General features: G+C 70.6%; 19 protein-coding genes and 1 pseudogene. 10 read left to right on the top strand and 10 right to left on the bottom strand.

The features are described 5' to 3' along the window. The 4 genes and pseudogenes from IZR01_RS34355 to IZR01_RS34340 form a co-directional block, all read right to left on the bottom strand. A pseudogene (locus IZR01_RS34355) lies at positions 1 to 383 on the bottom strand (hypothetical protein); the annotation flags it as partial. Then, positions 373 to 1,221: a CpaE/TadZ family protein gene (locus IZR01_RS34350; protein WP_194893682.1), complete on the bottom strand. Its 849-nt coding sequence runs from the start codon at positions 1,219 to 1,221 to the stop codon at positions 373 to 375. The gene IZR01_RS34350 and the pseudogene IZR01_RS34355, both read right to left, overlap by 11 nt. A 550-nt stretch (positions 1,222 to 1,771) precedes the next feature. Continuing rightward, a complete protein-coding gene (locus tag IZR01_RS34345) occupies positions 1,772 to 2,803 on the bottom strand; it encodes an acyl-CoA dehydrogenase family protein (RefSeq protein WP_194926269.1) in 1,032 nt (343 codons plus the stop codon). After that, positions 2,803 to 4,032, bottom strand: coding sequence for an acyl-CoA dehydrogenase family protein (locus IZR01_RS34340; RefSeq protein WP_194893684.1), 1,230 nt, complete (start codon positions 4,030 to 4,032; stop codon positions 2,803 to 2,805). The genes IZR01_RS34345 and IZR01_RS34340 overlap by 1 nt, the downstream gene beginning before the upstream one ends. 132 nt (positions 4,033 to 4,164) lie before the next feature. Between IZR01_RS34340 and IZR01_RS34335 the strand changes: the two genes are divergently transcribed. Beyond that, positions 4,165 to 4,797, top strand: a complete 633-nt coding sequence (locus IZR01_RS34335) for a cysteine hydrolase family protein (protein ID WP_194926268.1) — start codon at positions 4,165 to 4,167, stop codon at positions 4,795 to 4,797. Positions 4,798 to 4,801: 4 nt separating this feature from the next. Here the strand turns inward: IZR01_RS34335 and IZR01_RS34330 are convergent, their stop codons facing one another. Next, positions 4,802 to 5,920, bottom strand: a complete 1,119-nt coding sequence (locus tag IZR01_RS34330) for an LLM class flavin-dependent oxidoreductase (protein ID WP_194926267.1) — start codon at positions 5,918 to 5,920, stop codon at positions 4,802 to 4,804. A 198-nt stretch (positions 5,921 to 6,118) separates the two neighbouring features. Between IZR01_RS34330 and IZR01_RS34325 the strand changes: the two genes are divergently transcribed. Continuing rightward, on the top strand, positions 6,119 to 7,657 hold the full coding sequence (locus IZR01_RS34325; protein ID WP_194926266.1) for a class I adenylate-forming enzyme family protein: 1,539 nt from the start codon (positions 6,119 to 6,121) through the stop codon (positions 7,655 to 7,657). A gap of 17 nt (positions 7,658 to 7,674) precedes the next feature. Here IZR01_RS34325 and IZR01_RS34320 read toward each other — a convergent pair whose 3' ends face one another. Both IZR01_RS34320 and IZR01_RS34315 read right to left on the bottom strand, forming a co-directional pair. After that, positions 7,675 to 8,547 (bottom strand): class I SAM-dependent methyltransferase, encoded by an 873-nt coding sequence (locus IZR01_RS34320; RefSeq protein WP_194926265.1) that lies wholly within the window; start codon positions 8,545 to 8,547, stop codon positions 7,675 to 7,677. 243 nt (positions 8,548 to 8,790) lie between these two features. After that, positions 8,791 to 9,876, bottom strand: coding sequence for an FAD-dependent oxidoreductase (locus IZR01_RS34315; protein ID WP_194893689.1), 1,086 nt, complete (start codon positions 9,874 to 9,876; stop codon positions 8,791 to 8,793). Between the two features lie 156 nt (positions 9,877 to 10,032). On the opposite strand from IZR01_RS34315, the gene purU reads away from it, so the two are divergent. Continuing rightward, the gene (gene purU, locus IZR01_RS34310) at positions 10,033 to 10,917 is read left to right on the top strand and encodes a formyltetrahydrofolate deformylase (RefSeq protein ID WP_194893690.1); all 885 of its coding nucleotides are present in this window, start codon (positions 10,033 to 10,035) and stop codon (positions 10,915 to 10,917) included. Positions 10,918 to 11,007: 90 nt separating this feature from the next. Here purU and IZR01_RS34305 read toward each other — a convergent pair whose 3' ends face one another. The 3 genes from IZR01_RS34305 to IZR01_RS51320 all read right to left on the bottom strand — a co-directional run bounded on the left by IZR01_RS34305 (position 11,008) and on the right by IZR01_RS51320 (position 13,439). After that, positions 11,008 to 12,156 (bottom strand): hypothetical protein, encoded by a 1,149-nt coding sequence (locus tag IZR01_RS34305; RefSeq protein ID WP_194893691.1) that lies wholly within the window; start codon positions 12,154 to 12,156, stop codon positions 11,008 to 11,010. Positions 12,157 to 12,170: 14 nt separating this feature from the next. Continuing rightward, positions 12,171 to 12,704 carry a SigE family RNA polymerase sigma factor gene (locus IZR01_RS34300; protein WP_194893692.1) on the bottom strand — a complete coding sequence of 178 codons (534 nt, stop codon included), beginning with the start codon at positions 12,702 to 12,704 and terminating at the stop codon, positions 12,171 to 12,173. Between the two features lie 84 nt (positions 12,705 to 12,788). Beyond that, positions 12,789 to 13,439, bottom strand: coding sequence for a TetR/AcrR family transcriptional regulator (locus tag IZR01_RS51320; RefSeq protein WP_323747175.1), 651 nt, complete (start codon positions 13,437 to 13,439; stop codon positions 12,789 to 12,791). A gap of 217 nt (positions 13,440 to 13,656) precedes the next feature. Here IZR01_RS51320 and IZR01_RS34290 point away from each other — a divergent pair, with 217 nt between their 5' ends. The 7 genes from IZR01_RS34290 (at position 13,657) to IZR01_RS34260 (ending at position 23,128) form a co-directional block, all read left to right on the top strand. Beyond that, positions 13,657 to 14,202, top strand: a complete 546-nt coding sequence (locus IZR01_RS34290; protein WP_194893694.1) for a dihydrofolate reductase family protein — start codon at positions 13,657 to 13,659, stop codon at positions 14,200 to 14,202. Positions 14,203 to 14,329: 127 nt separating this feature from the next. Then, positions 14,330 to 15,211: a M24 family metallopeptidase gene (locus IZR01_RS34285; RefSeq protein ID WP_194893695.1), complete on the top strand. Its 882-nt coding sequence runs from the start codon at positions 14,330 to 14,332 to the stop codon at positions 15,209 to 15,211. Beyond that, positions 15,208 to 16,980: an SDR family oxidoreductase gene (locus tag IZR01_RS34280; RefSeq protein WP_194926264.1), complete on the top strand. Its 1,773-nt coding sequence runs from the start codon at positions 15,208 to 15,210 to the stop codon at positions 16,978 to 16,980. The genes IZR01_RS34285 and IZR01_RS34280 overlap by 4 nt, the downstream gene beginning before the upstream one ends. Before the next feature lie 13 nt (positions 16,981 to 16,993). After that, positions 16,994 to 17,956 carry a metal-dependent hydrolase gene (locus IZR01_RS34275; RefSeq protein WP_194893697.1) on the top strand — a complete coding sequence of 321 codons (963 nt, stop codon included), beginning with the start codon at positions 16,994 to 16,996 and terminating at the stop codon, positions 17,954 to 17,956. Between the two features lie 244 nt (positions 17,957 to 18,200). Next, a complete protein-coding gene (cds1, locus tag IZR01_RS34270; protein ID WP_194926263.1) occupies positions 18,201 to 19,328 on the top strand; it encodes an L-cysteine desulfhydrase Cds1 in 1,128 nt (375 codons plus the stop codon). A gap of 203 nt (positions 19,329 to 19,531) precedes the next feature. Beyond that, the gene (locus IZR01_RS34265) at positions 19,532 to 21,181 is read left to right on the top strand and encodes a cell wall-binding repeat-containing protein (RefSeq protein ID WP_194926262.1); all 1,650 of its coding nucleotides are present in this window, start codon (positions 19,532 to 19,534) and stop codon (positions 21,179 to 21,181) included. A 207-nt stretch (positions 21,182 to 21,388) separates the two neighbouring features. Continuing rightward, positions 21,389 to 23,128: a cell wall-binding repeat-containing protein gene (locus tag IZR01_RS34260; protein WP_194926261.1), complete on the top strand. Its 1,740-nt coding sequence runs from the start codon at positions 21,389 to 21,391 to the stop codon at positions 23,126 to 23,128. Positions 23,129 to 23,294 lie beyond the last annotated feature (166 nt).

The following is a 23,294-nucleotide window of genomic DNA, read 5'->3' as shown; positions in this document are numbered from 1 at the left end:
GACTGGGCCGGGGCCGCGGCCGGGGGCGGCGGGAGCTGACGCCGACTGGCGCTCGACGCACCCTTGAACTGCAAGGCGTTCTCCACGATCGGCGGCGGTGCGGGGGGCAGAGCGTGGGACGGCGGCCGTCCTTGCGGCGGCCTGAGCTCGCGGACCGGGGCCAGCGGCGGCTTCGGTCCGGGGCCGGCGGACGGCGGTGGATCGGCCGGTTCCCGGCCCTCCCAAGGCGGGGTGCCGGGCTCGGGCAGCGCGACGCTCTCCCGGTTCAGGAACGCGATCGCGTCGCGCAGCTCTGACACCTGGTCGTATCTGCTGCTTCCACCGCGGGCCCGCCCTGGGGGCCCACCCTGTGCGTGCCGAGGGTCGTTCTTGTCAGCCGGCATGGGCGGCCTCCCCGGGTACCACCGTCAGCCGGCGGCTCGAGGTGACGGTGCGCGCCGGCGGTGCCGGGCGGTTCAACTGGCGGTCGATCGCAGCCTGCAACTCCCGGATGTCCCGCATGTATCCCGAGCGTGAATAGCCGCTCGGGAGGTTCCGGCGGCCCAGCAGCTCCGCGCCGACCTTGATGTCGTGCCGCACCTCGGCGATCACGTCGATCTCCAGCGCCTGCTCGATCGCCTCCCGGGGGTTGTGGCGGCGGGCGCCCGGCGGGATCACGACGCCGGCCAGGCACCAGCGCGGGTCGGCGCGCGGCCGGGCGGCGGCCAACTGCCCGGTGATGCTGCCGACCGCGTCGTGGGCCGCGCGGATCTGCTCCAGGTGGTCGCCGGTGAGCATCAGCACCAGATCGGCGTGCTGGATCAGCGGCAGCGGGGCGTGCGCGGCGTGCAGCGGGCCGCAGTCGACGATCACGTCCACCGGCCGGCGCTTCACGACCAGTGCCGGCAGCACCCGGGACAGTGGTTCCCAGAGTACTGATACCGCGGCGGCTTGGGCCGGGACCTGGACCCCGGCCAGGAACCGGGCGGTCGAGTTCGGGCTCAGCGGCTGGACGTAGCGGAAGACCTCCTGGCGGATATCCGTGTGCTGATGGATGGCGGCCAGCCCGAGCAGCCCCTTGGCCACATCGCCGCCGCCCTGCTGGTAGCCGGCCACGATGTCGCCGTAGCGCGGATCGCACTCGGCCAGCAGTACCGGACGCGGCCAGGCCTCGGCCAACGCCACCGCCGTGGTGGTCACTCCCGGCGAGTTCTTGGCCGAGACCAGGCAGATCATCGCCATGGCGCACCTATGGGCGCGGCGTCCCGCGTACACCGGACCGGACGGCGGCCGACGGCCGCGAACGACCGGGCGGACGGCGCGCTCGGGCGGACGCCGCCGCCGGCCGGCGGAGGGGCGGGTGCGGTACGCATGGGCTGAGCTCTTTCCCGGTTGTTCGGTAGCGCTGTGGTGCTATGTGGCATTGCGCGGACTTATACTTCTGGGCGGGCGGTGCGGTCGTCCCCACGGTGGCAATGAGAACTCTGATTCAGTTGTAACCAGTCGCGGCCGATGTAGTCCTGTGGGTTCCGGGGGTTCGAAACGGACGGTCGCAGAGCCCTGGCATCGCCGCCGAGCAGGCTCTCACCTGCTCAAACCGTACCCTTTCGGGCCGTCGGTGAGCTGCTGAGCTGGGGGTTCGCCATGATTACGCTAGGGATACAGGTATAGGCGCAGCGTTGCGGGGTGTCAATATTCGCCATCAATCAATGCCTGAGTGTGGCGGAGATGACACGTCCTGGTCCGGGCGGCCGACGCGCCGCCTCGACGGGTGACGCGCGCGGGATTTCCCTTACAGGGATTCAGAAATCAGGTCCGCGTGCTCCGCGGCCCGGCCGTAGGCCAGGGACAGGGCCCAGGCGCGCTTGAGGTAGAAGTGCAGACCCATCTCCCAGGTGCATCCCATGCCGCCGTGCACCTGGATCGCCGCCCGCGCGTTCGCCACCGCGGCGTCGTCGGCGAGCAGCTTGGCCGCCGACACCGCGGCCGCCGCCGCCGGCAGGTCCGCGCCGTCGGACCCGACCGCCTCGTCGGCCAGCTGCACCGCGGCCGAGTGCACGGCGGCCCGGGCCAGCTCGGCGCGCGCGAACATGTCCGCGCACAGGTGCTTGACCGCCTGGAACGAGCCGATGGCCCGGCCGAACTGGGTGCGCTGCTTGGCGTAGGCGACGGCGCGTTCGGTCAGCACCGCCGCGATGCCTACCTGGTAGGCCGCGGTGAGCAGGGCACCCTCGCGCAGCAGCGCGTCGGCGGTCCCGGCATCGCCGACGATCTCGCCGCGCAGCGGCTTCTGCCGCAGGCGGTGCAGCGGGACGCGGGGATCCACCGGGTGCGGGACGGCGTCGGCGCGCAGCTCGATCGGTTCGACCCGCAGCACCTGGCTGTGCCCGGCCACGCCCGGGGTCTCGCCGTCCACGATCTCGATGACCAGCAGCGCGTCCAGGGCGTCGAGGTGTTCCAGCAGCTGCGGCGCGCCGCCGGTCAGGTCGCCCAGCCCGACCCGGTGCCGGCCGGCCGCGTATTCCGGCAGCAGGGTCGCGGCCAGCGCGGTCGCGGTGAACGGGCCGGTGGCCAGCGAGCGGCCCAGCTCCTCGAAGACGTGCACTGATTCGGGGTGGCCCAGTCCCAGCCCGCCGTCCGCCTCCGGTACCCGGACGCCGAAGATCCCCAGCTCGGCCAGGTCGCGCCACAGCGCCCCGGCCACGCCGCCCACGCCGGGCTCCGGCCCGTCCTGGCCCGGGGTGCCCGGCGCGGGGTGCTTGCCCAGCACGTCGCGCACCGCGCCGGCCAGCGCCAGCTGGTCCTGTGTCGGTCGGAAGTCCATTACCGCCCGTCCCCCTTCGCCGCGCTAGCCGCCGACGGCTCCTTGGGTTCCTTGGGCAGCCCGAGGATCCGCTCGCCGATGATGTTGCGCTGGACCTGCGACGTCCCCGCGGCGATGGTGTATGCCAGGGACCTGAGGCGCTCGTAGCCGGGCTCGCCGTCGTAGGTGCACAGGTCGTCGTCGAAGGCCAGGGAGTCCCGGCCGCGGACTTCGGCGTGCAGATCGTCCAGGTGCTGCCGGGCTTCGGAAAACCTCAACTTGAAAACTGAGGAACCAGGGCCGGGGATGCCATCGGCTGAATGCTCGGCCTCTGAGACGTTCCGCTTCACCAGAGCCCACAGGGCGTCGAACTCGGCCGCCAGCCGGGCGATCCGGCGGCGGATCTCAGAGTCCTCCCAGGTCGCGTTCTCCCGGGCCAGCGCGGCGATCTCCAGCAGCCGCCGCCGGGCCCAGACCACCTCGGCGACGAACCCGGTCCCGCGCTCGAAGGCGAAGGTCACCATCGCGATCCGCCAGCCGTCGCCCTCGTTGCCGACCCGGTTGGCCACCGGGATCCGTACGTCCTCCAGGATCATCTCGGAGAACTCGGTCGAGCCGCCGGCGGTCTTCAGCGGGCGCAGGGTGAGGCCGGGGGTGTCCATCGGCATGATCAGCCAGGTGATGCCCTGGTGCTTCGGGCCGTCCGGCGGGCCGGTGCGCACCAGCAGTTCGCAGAAGTCCGCGACTTCGGCGTGCGACGTCCAGATCTTGCGGCCGTTGACGACGTAGTGCTCGCCGTCGCTGTCGAGCACCGCCCGGGTCCGCAGCGCGGCCAGGTCCGAGCCGGCGTCCGGCTCGGAGAAGCCCTGGCACCAGATCTCCTCGCCGCGCAGGATCGCCGGGATGTGCCGCTCGCGCTGCTCCGGGCCGGCCTCGGCGATCAGCGTCGGGCCGGCGTGCAGCAGGCCGACGAAGTTCACCCCGACGTAGGGCGCGCCGGCCAGCTCGGACTCCTCCAGGAAGATCAGGTGCTCGGTCGGGGTGGCACCGCGCCCGCCGTACTCGGCCGGCCAGTTCAGCCCGGCGTACCCGGCCTGGTGCAGCAGCGCCTGCCAGTGCGAGTCGTAAGACCTGCGGGCCGGCCAGTCGTCCTGCGACGGCTGCCGGTCCAGGGTCGGCAGGACCGCGCGCAGCCAGGCCCGCAGCTCTTCGCGGAACCGCTGTTGGGCCGGTGTGTCACGCAGCTGCAAGGCGGGCTCCTGTCGGGCTCCGGGCGGGCTTTCCATGGAAATCTGACGGTCCGTCAGGTGAGCGTATTGCGGCGGATCGCGGGCCACAAGACCCACTCCCGTTCTGACTCCGTGTCAGCTACTGTGCGCGGCATGCCGGTCGATGTGTTCGCGATGCTGGAGCCGTCCCGCTGCGCCGTCGTCACCTCCGAGTTGCAGAACGGGGTCCTGGGCCCGTCTGCGCTGTTCCCCCAACTCGCCGACGCGGCCCGTCCGCACATCCCGGCCATGGCCCGGGTCGTGGAGGCCGCCCGCGCGGCCGGCATCCCGGTCATCCACGCCACCGTCTACCGCCGAGCCGATACCCGCGGTGCGAACACCAACGCGGGCCTGTTCGCCGCGGCGCTGCGGTCGGCCCGGCGCGAGGACGTCCAAGACCTGCTGCCCGGCTCGAAGGCCGCCGCGGTCATCGACGAGATCGGCCTACTGGACACCGACCTCGAACTGCCGCGCTACCACGGCCTGGGCCCCATGTACGACTCCGGCCTGGCCGCCGTCCTGCGCAACCTGGGCACCCGCACGGTGATCCCGGTCGGCGTCTCGGTCAACGTCGCCATCACCAACCTGGTGATGGACGCGGTCAACGCCGGCTTCGACGTGGTCCTGCCGCGCGACGCGGTCGCCGGGGTGCCGGCGGCGTACGCCGAGTCGGTGATCGAGAACACCCTCAGGGTGCTGGCCGTGCTGACGACCAGCACCGATCTCGCCGCGGCCTGGGGCAAGTGAGGTCTCAGCCCCCCAACTGAGCCTCGCGCTGCCGCGTCGTGGAGTGCACCGGGTCGGTGTCGAAACGCGGCAGCACCTCGCGCCCGAAGGTCTGCACCGACTCGATCGCCGCCTCGATCGGCATCGCCGTCGACAGCATCCCGAAGACCAACTGGTCGGCGCCGATCGCCTGGACCGCCGCGACCGCCTCGGAGACCTCGTCCGGGGTGCCGATGCACATCGCCTTGGCCTCGATCACCGCGTCGATGGTCGCCCGGTCCATCTCCGGGATCGTGCCGCCGAGGTCGTTGACCCACTGCGGGCGCGGGAAGGTGTCCAGGTACTTCCACAGCAGGCTCTGGTGGTAGCCGGAGCCCATCGTGGCCGCCACCTCGCGGGCCCGCCGGCCGTCCTCCAGGCACACCAGCTGCGAGGTGACCATGACGTTGTTGTTGATGTAGCCGCCGACCGGGTTCTCGCAGCGCTCGATCTCCTCCTTGTAGACGGCGATCAGCTTGCCCAGGTCGTCCATCGAGGCCTGGGCGAAGCAGAGCACGCCGATGCCCATCTCGGCCGCCTTCTTGAAGGTGCCCGGCGAGCCGGCCGCGACCCACAGCGGCGGGTGCGGGTCGGTCAGCGGCTTGGGGAGGACGTTGCGCGTGGGCATCGAGAAGAAGCGGCCGTCGTAGGAGTAGTCCGTCTCCTTCCACATCCGCACGATCTGCGGCAGCGTCTCGTCGACCATCTCCCGGGTCAGGTCGGAGTCCTCGATGCCGAAGCCCTTGGTCTCGGTGGTCGAGGAGCCGCGCCCGACGCCGAACTCGAACCGGCCGCCGGACAGGTGATCCAGCACCGCGACCTTCTCGGCGACCCGGGCCGGGTGGCTGACCGGCGGGGTGATGTTGAAGATGCCCGAGCCGATGTGGATCCGCTCGGTGGCGGCGGCCAGGTAGCCCAGGAAGGCCTCGTTGGCGGACAGGTGCGAGTACTCGTCGAGGAAGTGGTGCTCGGTGGCCCAGGTGTACTTGAAGCCGGCCCGGTCGGCGGCCTTGACCAGCTCGATCTCGTCGCGCAGCCGCGAGGCTTCCGTTATCCCGGGGTGGTTCTTCGGTACGTACAGGCTGTTGAAGAGGCCGAACTCCACGGTGGGCTCCTTGCTCGTCGTCGGTTCATTGAGCGCGGGAGGGCGCGGGCAAGAGCAGAGCCGCGATCTGACGCACCGTCAGATATCGTACTGATCGGCATTGCGGCCGCAAGGGGCACGGCTCTTCCCCCTGATCGCGGCGTGCAGTAGAACAGCGTAGAACTGACCCACCGTCAGATCCGATCGGGAGGCCGCGGGATGCTGGACGCCGGGAGTCTGTGGGAGCTGATCGAGCGCCGCGCCGAGGCCGATCCCGGACGCGAGCTGCTGGTGGACTCCGGCGGGTCGCGGATGACGAACGGCGAGTTCCGGGACGCCGCCCTGCGCACCGCCGCCGGACTGCACGACCTCGGAGTGCGCACCGGCACCGTGGTGTCCTGGCAACTCCCGACCTGGAACGCCGGCTACGTCCTGATGGCCGCGTTGAGCCGGCTCGGCGCGATCCAGAACCCGATCATCCCGATCTACCGGGACCGCGAGGTGGGGTTCATCGTCCGGCAGATCGCCCCGGAAGTGGTGATCACGCCCTCGGAGTTCGGCGGCTTCGACTTCGCGGCGATGATCGCCCGGCTCACCGAGGGAACCGGCACCCGGCACATCGCGGCCGATCGATCGCTCCCGGACGGCGATCCGGCGGTCCTGCCCGCGTATCAGGCCCCTGGCGAACGCGAACTCCGCTGGTACTTCTACAGCTCGGGCACGACCGCCGACCCCAAGGGCGCCCGCCACACCGACACGGCGATCCTCGCGGCGGCGCGCGGGATGCACGAGTGCCTGGCGCTGACCGGCGAGGACATCAACGGCATGGCGTTCCCGCTGACCCACGTCGCGGGCCCCATCTGGCTGGCCTCCTCGCTGATGGCCGGCCTGTCGAACGTGCTGCTGGACCGCTTCGACCCGGCGGCGGCCGTCGACCTGTTCGGCCGGGAGAAGGTGACGCTCGGCGGCTCGGGGACACCGTTCCACCTGGCCTACCTGAAGGCCCAGCGCGAGTTCGTGAAGACCCATCCGGGCCAGCGGGCCTTCCCCTACTTCCGGCTGTGCAACGGCGGCGGCGCGCCGCGACCGGCCACCCTGCACGCCCAGATCCGCGCCGAGGTCGGCGGCCTGGGCGTGATAGCCGGCTGGGGCCTGACCGAGGCGCCGATCCTGACCATGTCGACCGTGCACGATCCCCAGTCGGCGCTCGACGACTCCGAAGGCCGCCCGATGCGCGGTGTCGAACTGCGGGTGGTGACGCTGGAAGGCAAGGCCGCCGCGCCGGGTGAGGAAGGCGAGCTGCGGGCCAAGGCGCCGCAACTGATGCTCGGCTATGTCGACGCGGCCCTGGACGCCGACGCGTTCGACGCCGACGGCTACTTCCGGACCGGTGACCTCGGCACGGTCGACGCCGACGGCTTCGTGCGGATCACCGGACGGCTGAAGGACATCATCATCCGCAAGGGCGAGAACATCTCCGCGAAGGAGATCGAAGACCTGCTGTTCACGCACCCGCGGGTGGCCGACGTCGCGGTGGTCGGCCTGCCGGACGCCGACCGTGGGGAGCGGGTGTGCGCCGTCGTGGTCGGCGCGGACGGCGCGGAGGCGTTGCAGTTCGCGGAGATGGTCGCGTTCCTCAAGAGCGCGGGGCTGACCACGCACAAGCTGCCGGAGCAACTGGAAGTGGTCGAAGGACTGCCGCGGAACCCGACCGGGAAGGTGATCAAGCGGGATCTGGTGGCGCGGTTCCGGGGCTAGCGCACGCTTTCAGTCGGTCACGCCGCGCCTTCGACACGCTGAGCGGTGTAGATGACAGTCAGCCGCGGATCCGCGACCCGCCCGCCGAGCTCGTCGACGAGCGAACCGAGACGGGTCAGGAACTCCTCACGGCTCGGCGGATCGAGTTCTCTGATGTTCGGGAACGTGGACCACTGATCCCGCGCGGACTGCGTGGTCAGGATCTGCTGCCACTCCATGATCTCGACCTCGACGGAACCGAAGTAGCCGCCCGCGGTCAACTGCCCGCGCCACCGGTCGGTGTCCAGCACGTGCGAGCGGCTGTTCCGATAGCCGGTCTCGCCGGGCAGCAGATCGTGGTAGACCTCGTCGAGCCGGTCGCGGAACAGCGTCGGCCGCTTGGCGTCGCCGAACTCGTTCCACCACGCGGCCAGCCAACCGCCCGGACGCACCTGGGCACCGATCTTCGCGGTCGACGTCGCCGGGTCCAGCCAGTGCAGCGCGGTGGCCGCCACCGCGAGGTCGAATCCGCCCGGCAGGTCCGCGGTCTCGAAATCGCTCACCGAGATCTCCAGCCGATCACCCGTGTGCTCCGCGGCGAGCACCGCGGCCAGGCTCTCGCCGGGCTCGACCGCGACCACCCGCGCGCCGGCCGCCAGCAACGGCCCGGTCGCCAGGCCCGTTCCGGCGCCGATCTCCAGCACGCGCGTGCCGGGGCCCAGTCCGCACCGCTCGGCCAGCAGATCGAAGACCGCCTCCGGGTACGGCGGCCGGCCGCGCCGGTAGGTCAGCGCATCGGCGTTGAACGACATGCGGCGGGCTTCGCGCGTGGCCTCAGCCGATCTCGCCTGCCCGGCCGTGACAGCATCCTGTGTCGCGACGGTGCCCGGATTCGATTCTTGATCTCCCATCCGGACAGTCTGCCGACTCGGCCTCGCCAGGGCACGGAGATTTCGGCCTGCTGAGGTGGCGGTGGCAATGAGCTGTGGCAATGAGCTGTGGCGAAGAGTTGCGCCAACGAGCCGTGGCGACAAGCCGTGGCAACGAGGCGTCGGCGACAAAGCGGTGGCGGTACCGGCCAGGTGCACCGGTACCGCCACCGAGGGTCGGGCGCCGTTGGCCGGCCCTGGCTTGTGTGTGGTGGTGCGAGCGGGTCAGGCCGCGGCGGCCCTGAGCAACGCCTCGGCTTCGGCCACGACACTCGTGGCGTTCGCCGCGCGCTGCGCCGGTCCCCGGTAGGTCCGCTGCGGGTCGAGCCCCGAGAGCCGGCCGGCGAGCACATCGGCCTGCGCCAGCAGCGTCTCGTGCCGCCCGGACAAGCTCCGCCGGTGCTCGGCACAGGCTCCGAGGGCGTGGATGTGCGGGTCGGAGACGCTGCGCAGCGTGTCGTCGACGACGATCCCGCGCGCCACCGCCAGCCCCGAGGTCCAGGCCAGCGCCGTGTTCGGGGCCGTGCCGCAGGCGATGACCGCCAGATCGCAGCCGAGCCGGTGGCCGTCGGCGAGGGTGACCGCCGTCAGGGCATCGGCGGACCCGGATTCCAGGGCCCGGACCCGGCAGTCCTGGTAGGCGATCACTCCCGTGCGCCGCAGCGTCAGATAGGCATCGGTCGGCGTTATCTCGGGGGTGGCGGGGGTCTGGTCGACGAGCTCGACGTGCAGCGGATCGTCGCTGCGGGAGATCCGCAGGGCCGCGGCCACAGCGAGCCCGGTACTGCTGCCGCCGATGACGACCGCGTGGCTCGCGGGCGCCGCCGCCTCGGCCAGCCGGTGGAAATCGGCGGCGTTGTGCGCCGAGTGCACGCCGGGCAGCAGGTCCCGGCCGTCGGCGGTTCGCAGCCCCCTGATCGGCGGCAGCACCGGATTGGCGCCGGTGGCCAGCACCAGCGTGTCGTAGGGCTGAATCCACTGGTCAGAGCCGTGGACCAGGCGGTGCAGCCGGTCCACGGCCACGGCCCGGACCCCGGCGCGCAGGTCCAGCCGCGGGTCGTTCGGCGTCGGCAGGGCGGCCGCGGTCGTGTCGAACGCGGTGTCCGCGCGGTCCCGGGCCTCGGACGCTTCGTGGGCTGTGCGGCCCGCACGAGTCTTGACCAATGTGCTCGGCAGTGCGGAGCGGTCGTGCGCGACGGCGCCCTCGCCGGCGTAGACGGTGACGTCCACCTCGGCGTCGGTGCCGAGCAGGCCGGTGACCAGACGGTGGGCCGCCGGCCCCCAGCCGACGACGACGATCTTCCTGCTCATCGGGGATCCCCCTTCGATCGGCGACGCGATGCCCCCACGATGCCCGACCAAGGTTTCCCCGCTGCTTCGCCGATGTTTCCTCCGTCGTCCCGGTCGGGACGGGGAGAGGACCGCCAGCCGGACGGTTACTAGGACGAACGCCCGCGATCAGCCACAATGGCGGGCATGGCTGACCAGCAGAAGCAGCAGTGGGTCCTCACCCTGTCGTGTCCGGACACCCCCGGCGTAGTGCACGGCGTCGCGAACTACCTCCTCATGACCGGTTGCACCATCCTGGACAGCCAGCAGTACGGCGACCCGGACTCGGGGCTGTTCTTCATGCGGGTGAGCTTCGAGCGGGTGCACGACGAGGTCACCCTGGAACAGCTCGACAGCAGTTTCGCCGCGGTCGGCGCGACCTTCCGGATGGCCTGGCGGATCCGCGACGCCCGCGAGCTGATGCCGGTGGTGCTGATGGTCAGCAAGTTCGGGCACTGCCTGAACGACCTGCTGTTCCGGGCCGGCACCGGGGCGCTGCCGGTACGGATCGCCGCCGTGGTGTCCAACCACCGGGACTTCGAGGAGCTGACCCGCTCCTACGGCGTGGACTTCGTGCACCTGCCGGTCGCCGCCGGGGACGAAGAGGCCAAGGCGAAGTCCGAGGCCGCGCTGCTGGAGGTGGTCGAGAGCCGGGGCGTGGAGCTGGTCGTGCTGGCCCGCTACATGCAGGTGCTGACCGACGACGCCTGCAAGGCGCTGGAGGGCCGGATAATCAATATCCACCACTCCTTCCTGCCGAGCTTCAAGGGCGCCAAGCCCTACCACCAGGCGCACGCCCGCGGCGTGAAGCTGATCGGCGCCACCGCCCACTACGTCACCGCCGACCTCGACGAGGGCCCGATCATCGAGCAGGAGGTGGCCCGGGTCGGGCACGGCGTCCGCCCCGAGCAGCTGGTCGCCGTCGGCCGCGACGTCGAGTGCCAGGTGCTGGCCCGGGCCGTGAAGTGGCACGCCGAGCACCGGGTGCTGCTGAACGGGAGCCGCACGGTCGTCTTCGCCTGAGCACCCGAGCACGGGCACGAGCGCGGGCACCAGAACGGGCACGGCGAAGCCCTGAGAAGCGCGGAAACGCTTCTCAGGGCCGACTTCAGCTCACGAGGACGAGCTGCCCGAAGGCGACGAGGACGTGGACAGGCTGGACGAATCCCCGCTTCCCGATGGCGACGACGGCGACGACGGCCACGACTGGCCCGTCGAAGCCCCGCTGTCCGAAGGCGACGAGGGCGTGGACAGGCTGGAAGAATCCCCGCTCCCCGACGGCGACGACGGCCACGACAAGCCCGACGAGGCCCCGCTCCCCGAAGGGGGACTCGACGGGTATCCGCTCGGCGGCGGATACGACCCCGAGCCCGAAGCGCCGCTGGACGGCGTCCAGGAACCGCTCGGCGGCGCCATGGATTGCAGTTGCTTCGTGATGTCCGCCAGGTGTTGCAGTTGTGCCTTCGCGTACGCCAGGAACGCCGGATCGCCCAGGACCTTCTCCAGCTGGGCGTTGGTCAGCAGCGGTGCGGCCGCCGTCGGCGGTTCCATCCCGTTCAGCCCACCGGTGACCGAGGTCCCCAAGATGATGTCCACTCGCGGGTCCTGGAGCCCGGCCCCGACGTACCCGGCGCTCGGCTGGCCCGACGGCCCGCCGGCGACGACCAGGGTTCCGCCGGCGGTGCTGGTCTCGACGCAGTCGGGCCGGGCCGGAGCGCCGCAGCTGAGTGGGTGCCCGTCCAGCGTCAACGCCGACTCCGTGGACGGGAAGAGATAGTTCGTCTTGCCGTCCGGCCCGGTGAGGATGAGCACCCACTTGCCCGTCGCCTTCACGGTGAACCCGGCGGGCAGTGCCGCCTGGATGTACTTCACCGATCCCGTGGCGAAGTCGACGTTGAAGTTCTGCTCCTCGTTGTACAGCTCGCAGTACGCCTGCAGGTTCCCCTTGACGGTGGCCGGCGCCGAGCAGTACGGCGTCCACAAGGTCCCCTCCGGTTCGGACGGGCCGGCCTGCGACCGGTGCGTCTGGGTACCCGAGGGCAGTCCGCCGCCGGCGCTCACGGTGCTCCCGGACCCGCCGCTCATAGCGGCCACCCCGGTTCCCACCGCGATCACCGCCAGCGCCGCCGCGCCGGACAGCGCCCAGTCCCGCCGCCGCCGGCGCATACCCCAGTCCATGGCGTCGTCGATGACGTCCCGGTGCTGTGGCTCGTCCTGCGGCGCCGGGAGGGCGCCGGACAACAGCTCACGCATGTCGTTCACAGTTCTTCTCCCAGCTAGTCGTGGATGAGCTCGCTGACAGCGGTACCGAGCCGCTGACGCAGAATCGCGATCGCCCGGGACGTCTGGCTCTTCACCGTCCCGGGCGACACCCCCAGCGCGTCGGCCGTCTGGTCGACGCTCAGGTCCTCCCAGAACCGCAGGACGACGACCGCCCGGGCCCGGGGCGGCAGCGTGTCGAGTGCGCTGCGCACCGCGAGCCGCAAGGCGGCGTCGTCGGCCGGGGACGCCGGTTCGGGGGCGTCGTCGAGGGCGACGGTCGCGTGGTCCTTCTGCCTGAGGTCCAGGAAGGCGCGGTACAGCACCGTGCGGGCGTAGGCGTCGATCGAGTCGGCGCGCTGCACCCGGGGCCAGGACCGGAACAGCCGACCGAAGGTCGTCTGGACCAAGTCCTCGGCGGTGTGCCAGTTCCCGCACAACAGGTAAGCGCTACGGCGTAGGTGCGGCTGTGCGCCCACGGCGTACTCACGGAACTGTTCGCGGGCCTCGGCCGAACCGCCATGCGCCAGCGGGCTCTTGAGTTTCCTCACATCAGGTATGACCGGAGTACGGCCCCTGGGGTTGGAACAGGGAACGTATTTGCACGCCCCGTAGCTACGTCCCCTATTACGGGGCTAGACCGGGACCTCATGGCCGATCGCCATAAGCAGCGCGCCGAGCTGCACGATCAGCTGCTGCTCGACCTCCACCCGGGCCAGGTCCTGGTGCTTCAGCCAGTCGAGCACCGCGGTCTCGGCGGCGGCGACCCAGCACTTGAGGGTCATCCGGACCACCGGGTTCACCGGAGTGGGCTCCCTGAGGCCTTCCACGAGGAGTTCATAGACGGTGTCCTCTACAGAGTGCACCAGCGCGGCCGACTCCCCGCCCGACCCGTAGGCCGCGGATCCGCCGAGCAGCGCGACGAACCCCGCGGAGTGCGCCTCGGCGAACTCCACGAACGCCCGCACCGCGCGGTCCAGCCGCTGCAACGGCGTGTCGCCCGGCTCGACCTGGGCCAGCCGCCGGGTCAGCTCGGCGGCGGCCTTGGACAGTGCGGCGGCGTAGAGCTCCTGCTTGGTCCCGAAGTAGTGGTAGACCAGGGCGCGCGAGGCGCCGGCGGCCTGCGCCACGTCGTCGACCGAGACCTCGTCCGGGCCGCGGCTGGCGAGCAGGTCCAGCGCCGCCTCGATCAGCTCGTCGCGGCGGCGGTCCACCGAGAGCCGGCGCCGGGGGGCCGTGCGCGTGGCGGAGGGAACGGGCTGGGAGCTGCGGGACTCGGACTGCACATCGCCATGCTGCCATGTCCGGGGCGAGGAGCGAATCGGTGAGCGTGTCGCGACCGTTCCTGAATCTGCTTCAGTCTTCCTGATTCTGCCTCCGCGGCCGGTCGGGAGCTCCGCGACTGGTCGGGAATCGAGCGATGAGTATCGGCGCGGCGGGTCGTCTGAGGAGGTGACAGCCGGCTCGGCCGGATGACGGCCCGCGCGACCCGAGGAGAACGCGATGCGCAAGGTAGTGGTGACCCAGTTCGTCTCCCTCGACGGAGTGGCCGAGGCCGCCGACAAGTTCCTCACCGGCTGGGACGACGTGGTGGACGCCAACGGCGCCGAGATCATCGCCACCCAGGACGCGGTCATCCTCGGCCACCGCACCTACGACGAGTGGTGCGCGTTCTGGCCGGGCAGCGACATCGAGCCGTTCGCCACGTTCATCAACAAGGCGCCGAAGTACGTCGCCTCGTCCACCCCGCTCGCGACTCAGTGGAGCAACGCGATCGCGATCGACGGCGACCTGGTCGGGTTCGTCCGGGATCTCAAGAACTCCGCCGGCGGCGACATCGGCGTCCACGGCAGCATCGCGGTGGCCCAGTCGCTGCTCACCGCGGGCGTCGTCGACGAGCTGCGGCTCGCGGTCGTCCCGGTGGTCGTCGGCCACGGCCGCCGGCTGCTGGACGGACTGCCGCATATCGGTCTGGAACTGATCCGGAGCGTGGGGACGCCGTCCGGCTACCTGCTGGCCGACTACCGCGTCGCCGGACCCGCCAGCTGAAGCCGCCAGCTGAAGTCGCCGGCCGAAGTCGCCACCTGAAGCCGCGAGTCACACCTGGTGTCCGTTCCGGGTCCGCTGCGGAAACGGGGTCTTGTCGGCGGGGCACTCGGCGCTTACATTAGACGCCGTGTCCAATAAAACCGGTCCCACGCCCGAGGCCCTGCAACGCCACCGCGACGCCCAGGCGCTGGCCTATCGCTGCGCCGAGACGGTCGGCGCGGGACTGGAGGCCGGCGTCACCGAGCGGGAGGTCGCGCGGCGGATGCGCGGCTTCCTGCGGGAGAACGGCGTCGAGGACTTCTTCCACATCCCCTTCGCCTGGTTCGGGGAGCGCACGGCGTTCCGGTCGCTGAAAGGCCCGTGGACGCCGCTGCACTTCTTCCCGACCAACAAGCGGCTCAAGGAGGGGATGTCCTACGTCCTCGACTGCTCCCCGGTCGTCGACGGCTACGTCTCCGACATCGGCTACGCCGGAGTACTCGGTAAGCCCGGTGACAACCGCATCTTCGACGCCCTCATGCGCGACCTCGCGCAATACCGGACCCTGATCCTGGACCGGATCAAGGCCGGGGACACCCTCTCCGAGGTCTACGCGGCGGTCGACGTACTCATCGCGCAGCAGGGCTACGAGTCCCGGCACAAGGTCTACCCGGGCAGCGTCATCGGCCACCAGGTCGGCCGGATGACCCAGCGCCGCAACATGGGCCGCTACGCCTTCGGGTTCGGCCTGCGCACCCTGGAGACTCTGGGCCGGGAGATCGTCACCGAGGGCATCAAGGGCCGCTCCCCGTTGTGGGCCGGCGGCCGCGCCTCCCGCCACGCCCCCACGCCGGGGCTCTGGGCGGTCGAGCCGCACATCGGTTTCCGCAACGTCGGGGTGAAGTTCGAAGAGCTCTTGGTGGTCACCGAGGACGACGCCTTCTGGCTGGACGACGACCTGCCGCACGTCCGGCGGTGGCAGGAACAGGCCCGGACGGCGGAACCGGTACTGGAAGGCGCACCCTCATGACCCAGGACGTCCGCACCCTGGCGGTGACCGTGGAGGGCGGCAAGCTCTCTGTCCGCACCTATGGGGACCCCTCTAAGCCGACCGTATTGCTGGTTCACGGCTACCCCGACACCCAGGCGGTGTGGGACGGCGTGGTGTCCGAACTCGTCGATGACTTCCACGTCGTCACCTATGACACCCGCGGCATCGGCGCCTCCAAGGGACCGCTGTTCAAGCACGGCTACACCCTGGAACTCCTCGCGGACGACCTCTACGCGGTCGCCGACGTCGTCGCGCCCGACCGGCCGGTGCACCTGGTCGGCCACGACTGGGGCTCCATCCAGGCATGGGAAGCGGTTACGCGCGCGGATTCCGCAGAGCGTTTCCTCTCCTATACGTCCATCTCCGGGCCGTGCCTGGACCACGCAGCGCTGTGGACCCGCGCGGGTATGCGCAAGCCGACGCCCAAGGCCGCCGCGCGTTCGCTGAAGCAGGCGCTCGCGTCCTGGTACATCGTGGTGTTCCACCTGCCGGTGGGACCGCGGGTGGCGTGGCGGCTCGGTCTGGCCAAGCAGTGGCCGCGGATCATCAGGGCCATAGAGGGGACCAGACTCGACCCCTCTCCTACTCTCCATAGAGACGGTTCGCGCGGTGTCCTCTATTACCGCGCCAACATGCTGCCCAAGATGCGGCATCCCGAGGAGCGGCCGACCACCGTTCCGGTCCAGGTGCTCACGCCGACCGGCGACCGGTTCGTCACTCCCGCTCTGGCCGCACAGGCACCGGCGCCGTGGACCGAGCGGCTCTATGTGCGCAAGGTCCATGGCGGCCATTGGATCGTCGTGAAGAAGCCCGCACTGATCGCCGAGCGGATTCGCGAGTTCGTCCAGTCCAGCATCGCGACTCCGGGAGGACCCGAACCTGTGCGTTCCCTATTGCGTGCCGAGGCCAAGCAAGGCACTAAAGACCGGCCGGAGTTCGAGGACAAGCTCGTCGTCATCACCGGCGCCGGGTCCGGGATCGGCCGTGCCACGGCGTTGGCATTCGCCGAGAAGGGCGCGGACATCGTCGTTGCCGACATTGACGCGGTCGCCGCGGCCCGGACCGTGGAACTCGTGGAACTGCTCGGTGCGCGGGGATACCCCTACACCGTGGACGTCTCCTCGGGTGAAGCCATGGAAGCGTTCGCCAATGATGTGAAGGCGACCGCCGGTGTCCCCGACATCGTGGTCAACAACGCGGGCATCGGGATGTCCGGGTCGTTCCTCGCCACCGAGGTGAAGGACTGGGAGAAGATCCTCGGCGTCAACGTCTGGGGCGTCATCCACGGCGCGCGGTGTTTCGGCGAGATGATGCGGGAGCGCGGCGAGGGCGGGCACATAGTGAACCTCGCGTCCGCGGCCGCGTATACGCCGTCGCGCACATTGTCCGCCTATTCGACCTCCAAGGCCGCGGTCCTCATGCTCTCCGAGTGCCTGCGCGCGGAGTTCGCCCGCTACGGCATCGGCGTCTCGGCGATCTGCCCCGGCTTCATCGCCACCAACATCACCCGGACCACGAAGTTCGTCGGGCAGAGCGCGGAACAGCAGGAGCGCACCCGGCAGCGCATCACCGGCCTGTACCGGAGACGGAACTTCGGCCCGGACAAGGTGGCCGAGCGCATCGTGGACGCGGTGCGGCGCGACAAGCCGGTGGTGCCGGTCGCGCTGGAGGCCAAGGCCGGCAAGGCCATTTCCCGACTGTCCCCGGCGCTCGCGCGCCGGATGGCGAAGATCGACCCGACCGGCTGAGGAGCTGATCGACATGGCTGACACCCCGGCAGGCCGCGGCCCGGCAGCCGAACTCGACGAGCGGCACCCCGACCTGAAGCCGCGGCGCGTGAAGTTCGACTGGGAGAACACGCCGCTGCACTGGATCCCCGAGGACCCGTACGCGACGCACATCATCAACGTGCTGCACCTGTTGCTGCCGGCCGGCGAGCGCTGGTTTGTGCACGTCTACAAGCAGGTGCTGCCCTACATCCGCGACGAACGGCTCAAGGCCGAGGTCAAGGGCTTCATGGGGCAGGAGGGCACACACGCGGTCGCGCACCAGAATGTGCTGTACCACATGAAGGTGCAGGGGCTGGATCCCGATCCGTTCGTCGGACAGATCGAGTGGCTCTTCGAGCAGCTGCTCGGCGACACCACGATGCCACCGTTCGCCCGCAAGAAGTGGCTGCGCGAGCGGCTGGCGATCATCGCCGCGATCGAGCACTTCACCGCGGTGCTCGGCAAGTGGATCGTCGACTCCCGCGGCCTGGACGCGGCCGGCGCCGACCCGGTGATGCTGGACCTGCTGCGCTGGCACGGCGCCGAGGAGGTGGAGCACCGGTCCGTGGCGTACGACGTGTTCATGCACCTGGACGGCTCCTACGCCCGGCGCACCCGCACGATGATCGTGACGTCGATGGCGTTCGCCTGGATCTGGGGCCGCGGCGCGAAGTTCATGGTCGCCGCCGACCCGAACGGCCTGCGGCCCGGCCGCCCGCCGCAGATGACCGAGCGCGAGTTCCTGGGCCGGTTCCGCGCCGCCGCCCGGCGCGACCGCCTGCCCACGTTGGCCAGCCTGGCCGCGGAGGTACCGAAGTACCTCAGGCCCTCGTATCACCCGTCGCGTCACGGATCCACGCAGTCGGCGCTGGACTATCTGGCGACCTCCCCGGCCGCCGTCTACGCGGCCGAACTGGCGGCCGCGCGCAAGGACGGCGTGGAGAGCGCCGGCTGAGCTGCGCACCCGGCGTACCCGGCGCGCCCCAAGACGGCGGGGCCGTGGCAGATCAGGGCTGCCGCGGCTCCGCCCTTTCGCGCGGCCGAAGCGGAGCGCTGCTTGCCCGAGGTGGCGGGGTCGTGGTCGGGTTATGTCAGATACAGATCAGGGCTGAGCGCTGCCCGCCTTTCCCAAGTTTTTGATCAAGCGGTATATCCGTTTTCCGATGATTCGTGTCAGCGCGACGATCTAGCATGAGGCCATGCAGCAAAGCACGGATGTCTCCGACCCCTCCTGTCAGTCCGGCCGCGTCTGGGTGGACGAGGCGATCCGGCGCGTCTCGGCGGACGCCAACCGCTCCGCCGACACCCACCTGATCCCGCTCCGGCTCCCCGATCCGTGGGCCGAGTGGGGCATCGACGTGTACCTGAAGGACGAGTCCACGCATCCGACCGGCTCGCTCAAGCACCGGCTGGCGCGCTCGCTGTTCCTCTACGGCCTCTGCAACGGCTGGATCCGCGAGGGCACCACGATCGTCGAGGCCTCCAGCGGATCCACGGCGGTGTCCGAGGCGTACTTCGCACGGATGCTGGGCCTGCCGTTCGTGGCGGTGATGCCGCGCTCGACCTCCAAGGAGAAGTGCGAGCTCATCGAGTTCCAGGGCGGGGAGTGCCACTTCGTGGACGACCCGGGCGCGCTGTACGAGGAGGCCCGCAGGGTCGCCGCCGCGGCCCCGGCCGAGTCCGGCGGCGGCCACTACATGGACCAGTTCACCTACGCCGAGCGGGCCACCGACTGGCGCGGCAACAACAACATCGCCGAGTCGATCTTCGAGCAGATGAGCCGGGAACGGCACCCCTGCCCGCGCTGGATCGTGGTCGGGGCCGGGACCGGCGGCACGTCCGCGACGATCGGCCGGTACCTGCGCTATCAGCGGTACGGCACGCAGCTGTGCGTCGTCGACCCGGAGAACTCGGCCTTCTTCGAGGGTTGGCGCAGCCACGACCCCGACTTCGTCACCGGCAAGGGCTCCCGCATCGAGGGGATCGGCCGGCCGCGGGTCGAGCCCTCTTTTCAGCCCGACGTGGTGGACCGTATGATCCGGGTCCCGGACGCCGCGTCCATCGCCGCGATGCGCACCGTCTCCGAACTCAGCGGCCGCGACGCCGGCGGATCCACCGGCACCAATTTCTGGGGCGTGGTGAAGCTGATGTGCGAGCTGCGTGCCGTCGGTGCCCGCGGCTCGATCGTGACATTGCTGTGCGATGGCGGCGATCGGTATCGGAACACGTATAAATCGGATGTGTGGCTGGCCGAGCAAGAGCTCGATCTGGCGCCGCACAACGAGCGGCTGCATGTGGCGCTCGCCACAGGGAAGTGGCCCGACTGACCCCTCGGGGACACCGGATCCGGTGATTGTCACAAAGCTGTTTCGAAGACTTTACCTGCGTAAGGGCAACCATGCGTTGCTACGTAGCTGGTCCCATGGCTTTCTACGCACATCGCAGGATGCGCAGATGTCTGCCTCTGGGGAGGGTTGCGTGGGCGGTCAAGTAATTGCCGACCGCCGCGCCCGTCCACGGAGGAAATCGCATGCATGTCCCGACTAAGGCCCGGCTGGCTGTAGCCGCGGTGGCCGCGTCTGCCGTCAGCATGGGTGTAGCCGCGCCTTCATTCGCGGCGGCGACTCCGGCGCGGACGGCGGCGCCTTCGGCCCCGACGCCCGTCGGGGGTGTCATCTCCGCGGATCTGAAGATCCACCCGGACGTGAACGCCAAGGACCCGCTGGCGACTTACTTCGTGGTCCACGCGTCGGACACGGTGGCGGGCACGAAGCTCACCTACACGCTGGACTTCGGCGACGGTTCCACTGCGGTCAGCGGCCCGGTGATCGGCCCCGATGGCACGGTCGTGGTGCATTACACGTACAAGGCCGCGGGCGCATACCTGGTCAAGCTGTCGGTCACCGACGGCGTCACCTCGGTGAACGAAGCCGCGAAGTACACCACGGGTACAGAGTTCGGCCCGACGGCCCTGGCGACCGTGACGACCACGCCCGGCTCCCTCGCGGTCTCGGCGGACCTGTCCAAGAGCGCCCCCGGCAACGGGCAGACCATTGCCCTGATCACCCTCGACTGGGGTGATGGATCGACCACCGACCTCAAGAGCCCGACCGCCAAGGACCTGGCGACTCCGGTCGCCCACACCTATAAGGCAGCGGGTTCCTACACCCTCAAGACCACGGTCACCGACGCCGACGGCATCGCCGAGGCCGCCACGACCCCGGTCGTCGTCACCTCGGCCGCCGGCGGCACCGCGGTCTCGCGAATAGCCGGCGCCGACCGCTACCAGACCGCGATCGCGATCTCCTCGAAGCTGCCCGCGGGTTCGGCGCCGGCCGTCGTGCTGGCCACCGGCGGCACCTTCCCGGACGCGCTGGCCGGCGTCCCGCTGGCGAAGAAGGTCGGCGGCCCGCTGCTGCTGACCCCGGGCACCGGCCCGAACGCCGCGGTCACCGCCGAGATCAAGCGGGTCCTCAAGCCCGGCGGCACGGTGTACGTGCTCGGCGGCACCAACGCCGTCCCGCAGTCGGTCGTGCAGGCCCTGGGCGCGGTGAACGTGGACCGGATCGGCGGCGGCGACCGCTACGAGACCGCGCTGAAGATCGCCGACCAGCTCGGCGACCCGAGCCACGTGGTGCTGGCGACCGGCGAGGACTACGCCGACGCGCTGGCGGCCGGTCCGTACGCCGCCGACATCTTCGGCGCCGACGCCTCGCACCCGGCGGCGATCCTGCTGACCGCCGACAAGCAGCTGACCCCGGACGTCAAGGCGTACCTGGCCAAGGCCGGCGGCACCGTGGCGGCGGTCGGCGGCCAGGCGGTCGCCGCGGCCCAGAGCGCGCACGTCGCGCTGGCGCCCGGCGCGAGCTTCCGCGGCTACGACCGCTACTTCACCGCCGCGATGGTGGCCGGCGCCTTCAAGGGCGAGACCACCGCGGGCGTGGCCACCGGCGAGAACTTCGCCGACGCGCTGACCGGTGCGGCGTCCCTGGCCCGGGCCGGCGGCCCGCTGGTGCTCACCCCGACCCACCTGCTCGCTCCCGCCACCTGGGCCGCGCTGCAAGGCATCGAGGCGGCGGTCGGCGCGTCCGGCACCGTCGAGGTCTTCGGCGGCCCGGCGGCGGTCAGCGGCCCCACGCTTCGATCGGTCGTCACCGCGGTGCACGGCCACCTGGCCTGACCGGCCGAGAACCCAAAAGCCTGGCCGCGGGCGGGAGAGGCACCCACGAGGTGCGCCGCCCGATCCGCGACCAGCCCCGGCACCGAGAGGCGACCGGGGCACCACACAACTGAAAATTGCAGACGAGAAACGCCGGAGAAGCCAGTCCCAGGCACCCGGCCCATTCCGGAGGTCCCCCCAATAATGGGAAACCAGAACAACCACTCTGTGGCCCGTAAGCGTCTTTCGACGCTGGCTATCACCACCACGCTGGCTGCTGTCGGCGTGGGTGTCGTCGGCGCGGGCGCGGCCAACGCCGCGACCAACACGCCGCTGGCGCACACGCAGAACGACGCGGTTGCCAAGACCACCGCCGCGGTCAAGCTCACCGACGGCGGCGCGAACCTGCTGAACGCCACCGCCGACCTGACCGGCACCGCGGTCGACCCGACCCTGGCCACCGCCGCGACCGGCACCCTGAACTGGGGCGACGGGAACACCTCGACGGTCAAGTTCGACCAGAGCACCGGTGCGGCGATTGCTCCGGCGGCCCACGCCTACCAGGCGGCCGGCACCTACAAGGTCCTGCTGACCGTGAACGACGGCACCAACCCCGCGGTGACCGCGAACGCCTCCGCCTCGGTGGCCGACATCTACCTGAACGCGGCCCTGTCCGCGAAGACGGCCACCAAGACCAGCCCGGTGACCCTGGCCCTGACCGGCTCGGCCGTCGACACGAAGGTCGCGGCCGGCGCCAAGACCACCGTCGACTGGGGCGACAAGACCACCGCCGCCACCTTCACCGGTGACCCGTCGATGATCAAGGCCAACGACCCGAAGCTGTCGCACACCTTCACCACCGACGGCACCTACACCGTCAAGGTGACGCTGGACGACGGTCAGGGCCAGGCCACCTCGACCTCGACCCAGACCTTCACCGTCACCGTCAGCGAGAAGACCGGCGTCCAGGTGCTCCGCGCCGCCGGTACCGACCGCTACGACACGGGCCTGATCATCTCCCAGCACCAGTGGGCGAACCAGGGCGTCACCACGGACGCGCAGAACCGCCAGCAGGCCAAGGCGATCGTGCTGTCCACCGGCAACGCGTTCCCGGACGCGCTGGCCGGTGTGCCGCTGGCCAAGAAGGCCCAGGGCCCGCTGCTGCTGACCGACGGTCTGCAGAAGACCACGAACCCGGCCGTCCTGGCCGAGATCCAGCGGATCCTGCCGACCAAGGGCACCACCGTCTACATCCTCGGTGGCGACCAGGCGGTCAGCGCGGGCATCGAGAGCCAGATCACGGCTCTGGGCTACAACGTCCAGCGCCTGGCCGGTGCGGACCGTTACGGGACCGCGCTGCAGATCGCCAAGGTCGGCATGGGCGACCCGTCGCACGTCATCGTCGCCCGCGGTGACGAGGGTGCGAACAACGACGGCTTCGCCGACGCCCTGGCGGCCGGCCCGTACGCGGCCAACGTGTTCGGTGGCGGCAACTCGGCGATCGTGCTGAGCAGCTTCAACACCTTCGACCCGGCCACCCAGGCCTACGTGACCAGCAAGCTGCACGCCGGTCAGCAGGACGTGGCCACGGTCGGCGGCCAGGCCACCACCGCGGTGGGCTCCATCACCGGCTCGAAGGGCCTGTACTCCTCGGCCGTCGGTGCCGACCGTTACGCCACCGCTGCCAAGGTGGCGGCGGCCTTCCTGCCCGCCGGCAAGGCCGACCAGGTCGGTATCGCCACGGGCCTGAAGTTCCCCGACGCCCTGACCGGTGGCGCGTACATGGCCTCCGTCGACGGCCCGCTGCTGCTCACCGCTCCGTCGGTGCTGCCGGTCTACACCGCGAACGCGGTGACCGGTACCGCCACCCAGCAGGTGAACATCTTCGGTGGCGACCAGGCCATCTCCAACACCGTCGCGAACGAGATCGCCGCGCTGGTGAAGGTCTCCACCCTCGGCAAGTTCTAAGAACCTGCTCGGTGGTACCGGGCGCTCTCGCGAGTGCCTGACAACTGAACAGTGAAGCCCGACTGGCCCGCCGGATTCCTCCGGCGGGCCAGTCGCTTGTGGTTTCGGGAGAGGCCGGTCGGCTGCCTCAGTGCCCGCCTTGCCCCTGCCCCTGCCCCTGTCTCTT

This window comes from Catenulispora pinisilvae (assembly GCF_015356865.1).
Taxonomy (GTDB): domain Bacteria; phylum Actinomycetota; class Actinomycetes; order Streptomycetales; family Catenulisporaceae; genus Catenulispora; species Catenulispora pinisilvae.
Note: the sequence above shows the minus strand (reverse complement) of the source record. Positions and strands in the feature narration are given on the sequence as shown.

What these genes read in the sequence shown, in the direction of transcription:
- IZR01_RS34290 (WP_194893694.1), top strand. Translation starts at nt 13,657, where the DNA reads ATGCGCAAGGTAGTGGTGACCCAGTTCGTCTCCCTCGACGGAGTGGCC.
- IZR01_RS34275 (WP_194893697.1), top strand. Translation starts at nt 16,994, where the DNA reads ATGGCTGACACCCCGGCAGGCCGCGGCCCGGCAGCCGAACTCGACGAG.
- IZR01_RS34350 (WP_194893682.1), bottom strand. Translation starts at nt 1,221, where the DNA reads ATGGCGATGATCTGCCTGGTCTCGGCCAAGAACTCGCCGGGAGTGACC.
- purU (WP_194893690.1), top strand. Translation starts at nt 10,033, where the DNA reads ATGGCGGGCATGGCTGACCAGCAGAAGCAGCAGTGGGTCCTCACCCTG.
- IZR01_RS34325 (WP_194926266.1), top strand. Translation starts at nt 6,119, where the DNA reads ATGCTGGACGCCGGGAGTCTGTGGGAGCTGATCGAGCGCCGCGCCGAG.
- IZR01_RS34280 (WP_194926264.1), top strand. Translation starts at nt 15,208, where the DNA reads ATGACCCAGGACGTCCGCACCCTGGCGGTGACCGTGGAGGGCGGCAAG.
- IZR01_RS34345 (WP_194926269.1), bottom strand. Translation starts at nt 2,803, where the DNA reads ATGGACTTCCGACCGACACAGGACCAGCTGGCGCTGGCCGGCGCGGTG.
- IZR01_RS34265 (WP_194926262.1), top strand. Translation starts at nt 19,532, where the DNA reads ATGCATGTCCCGACTAAGGCCCGGCTGGCTGTAGCCGCGGTGGCCGCG.
- IZR01_RS34320 (WP_194926265.1), bottom strand. Translation starts at nt 8,547, where the DNA reads ATGGGAGATCAAGAATCGAATCCGGGCACCGTCGCGACACAGGATGCT.
- IZR01_RS34335 (WP_194926268.1), top strand. Translation starts at nt 4,165, where the DNA reads ATGCCGGTCGATGTGTTCGCGATGCTGGAGCCGTCCCGCTGCGCCGTC.
- IZR01_RS34315 (WP_194893689.1), bottom strand. Translation starts at nt 9,876, where the DNA reads ATGAGCAGGAAGATCGTCGTCGTCGGCTGGGGGCCGGCGGCCCACCGT.
- cds1 (WP_194926263.1), top strand. Translation starts at nt 18,201, where the DNA reads ATGCAGCAAAGCACGGATGTCTCCGACCCCTCCTGTCAGTCCGGCCGC.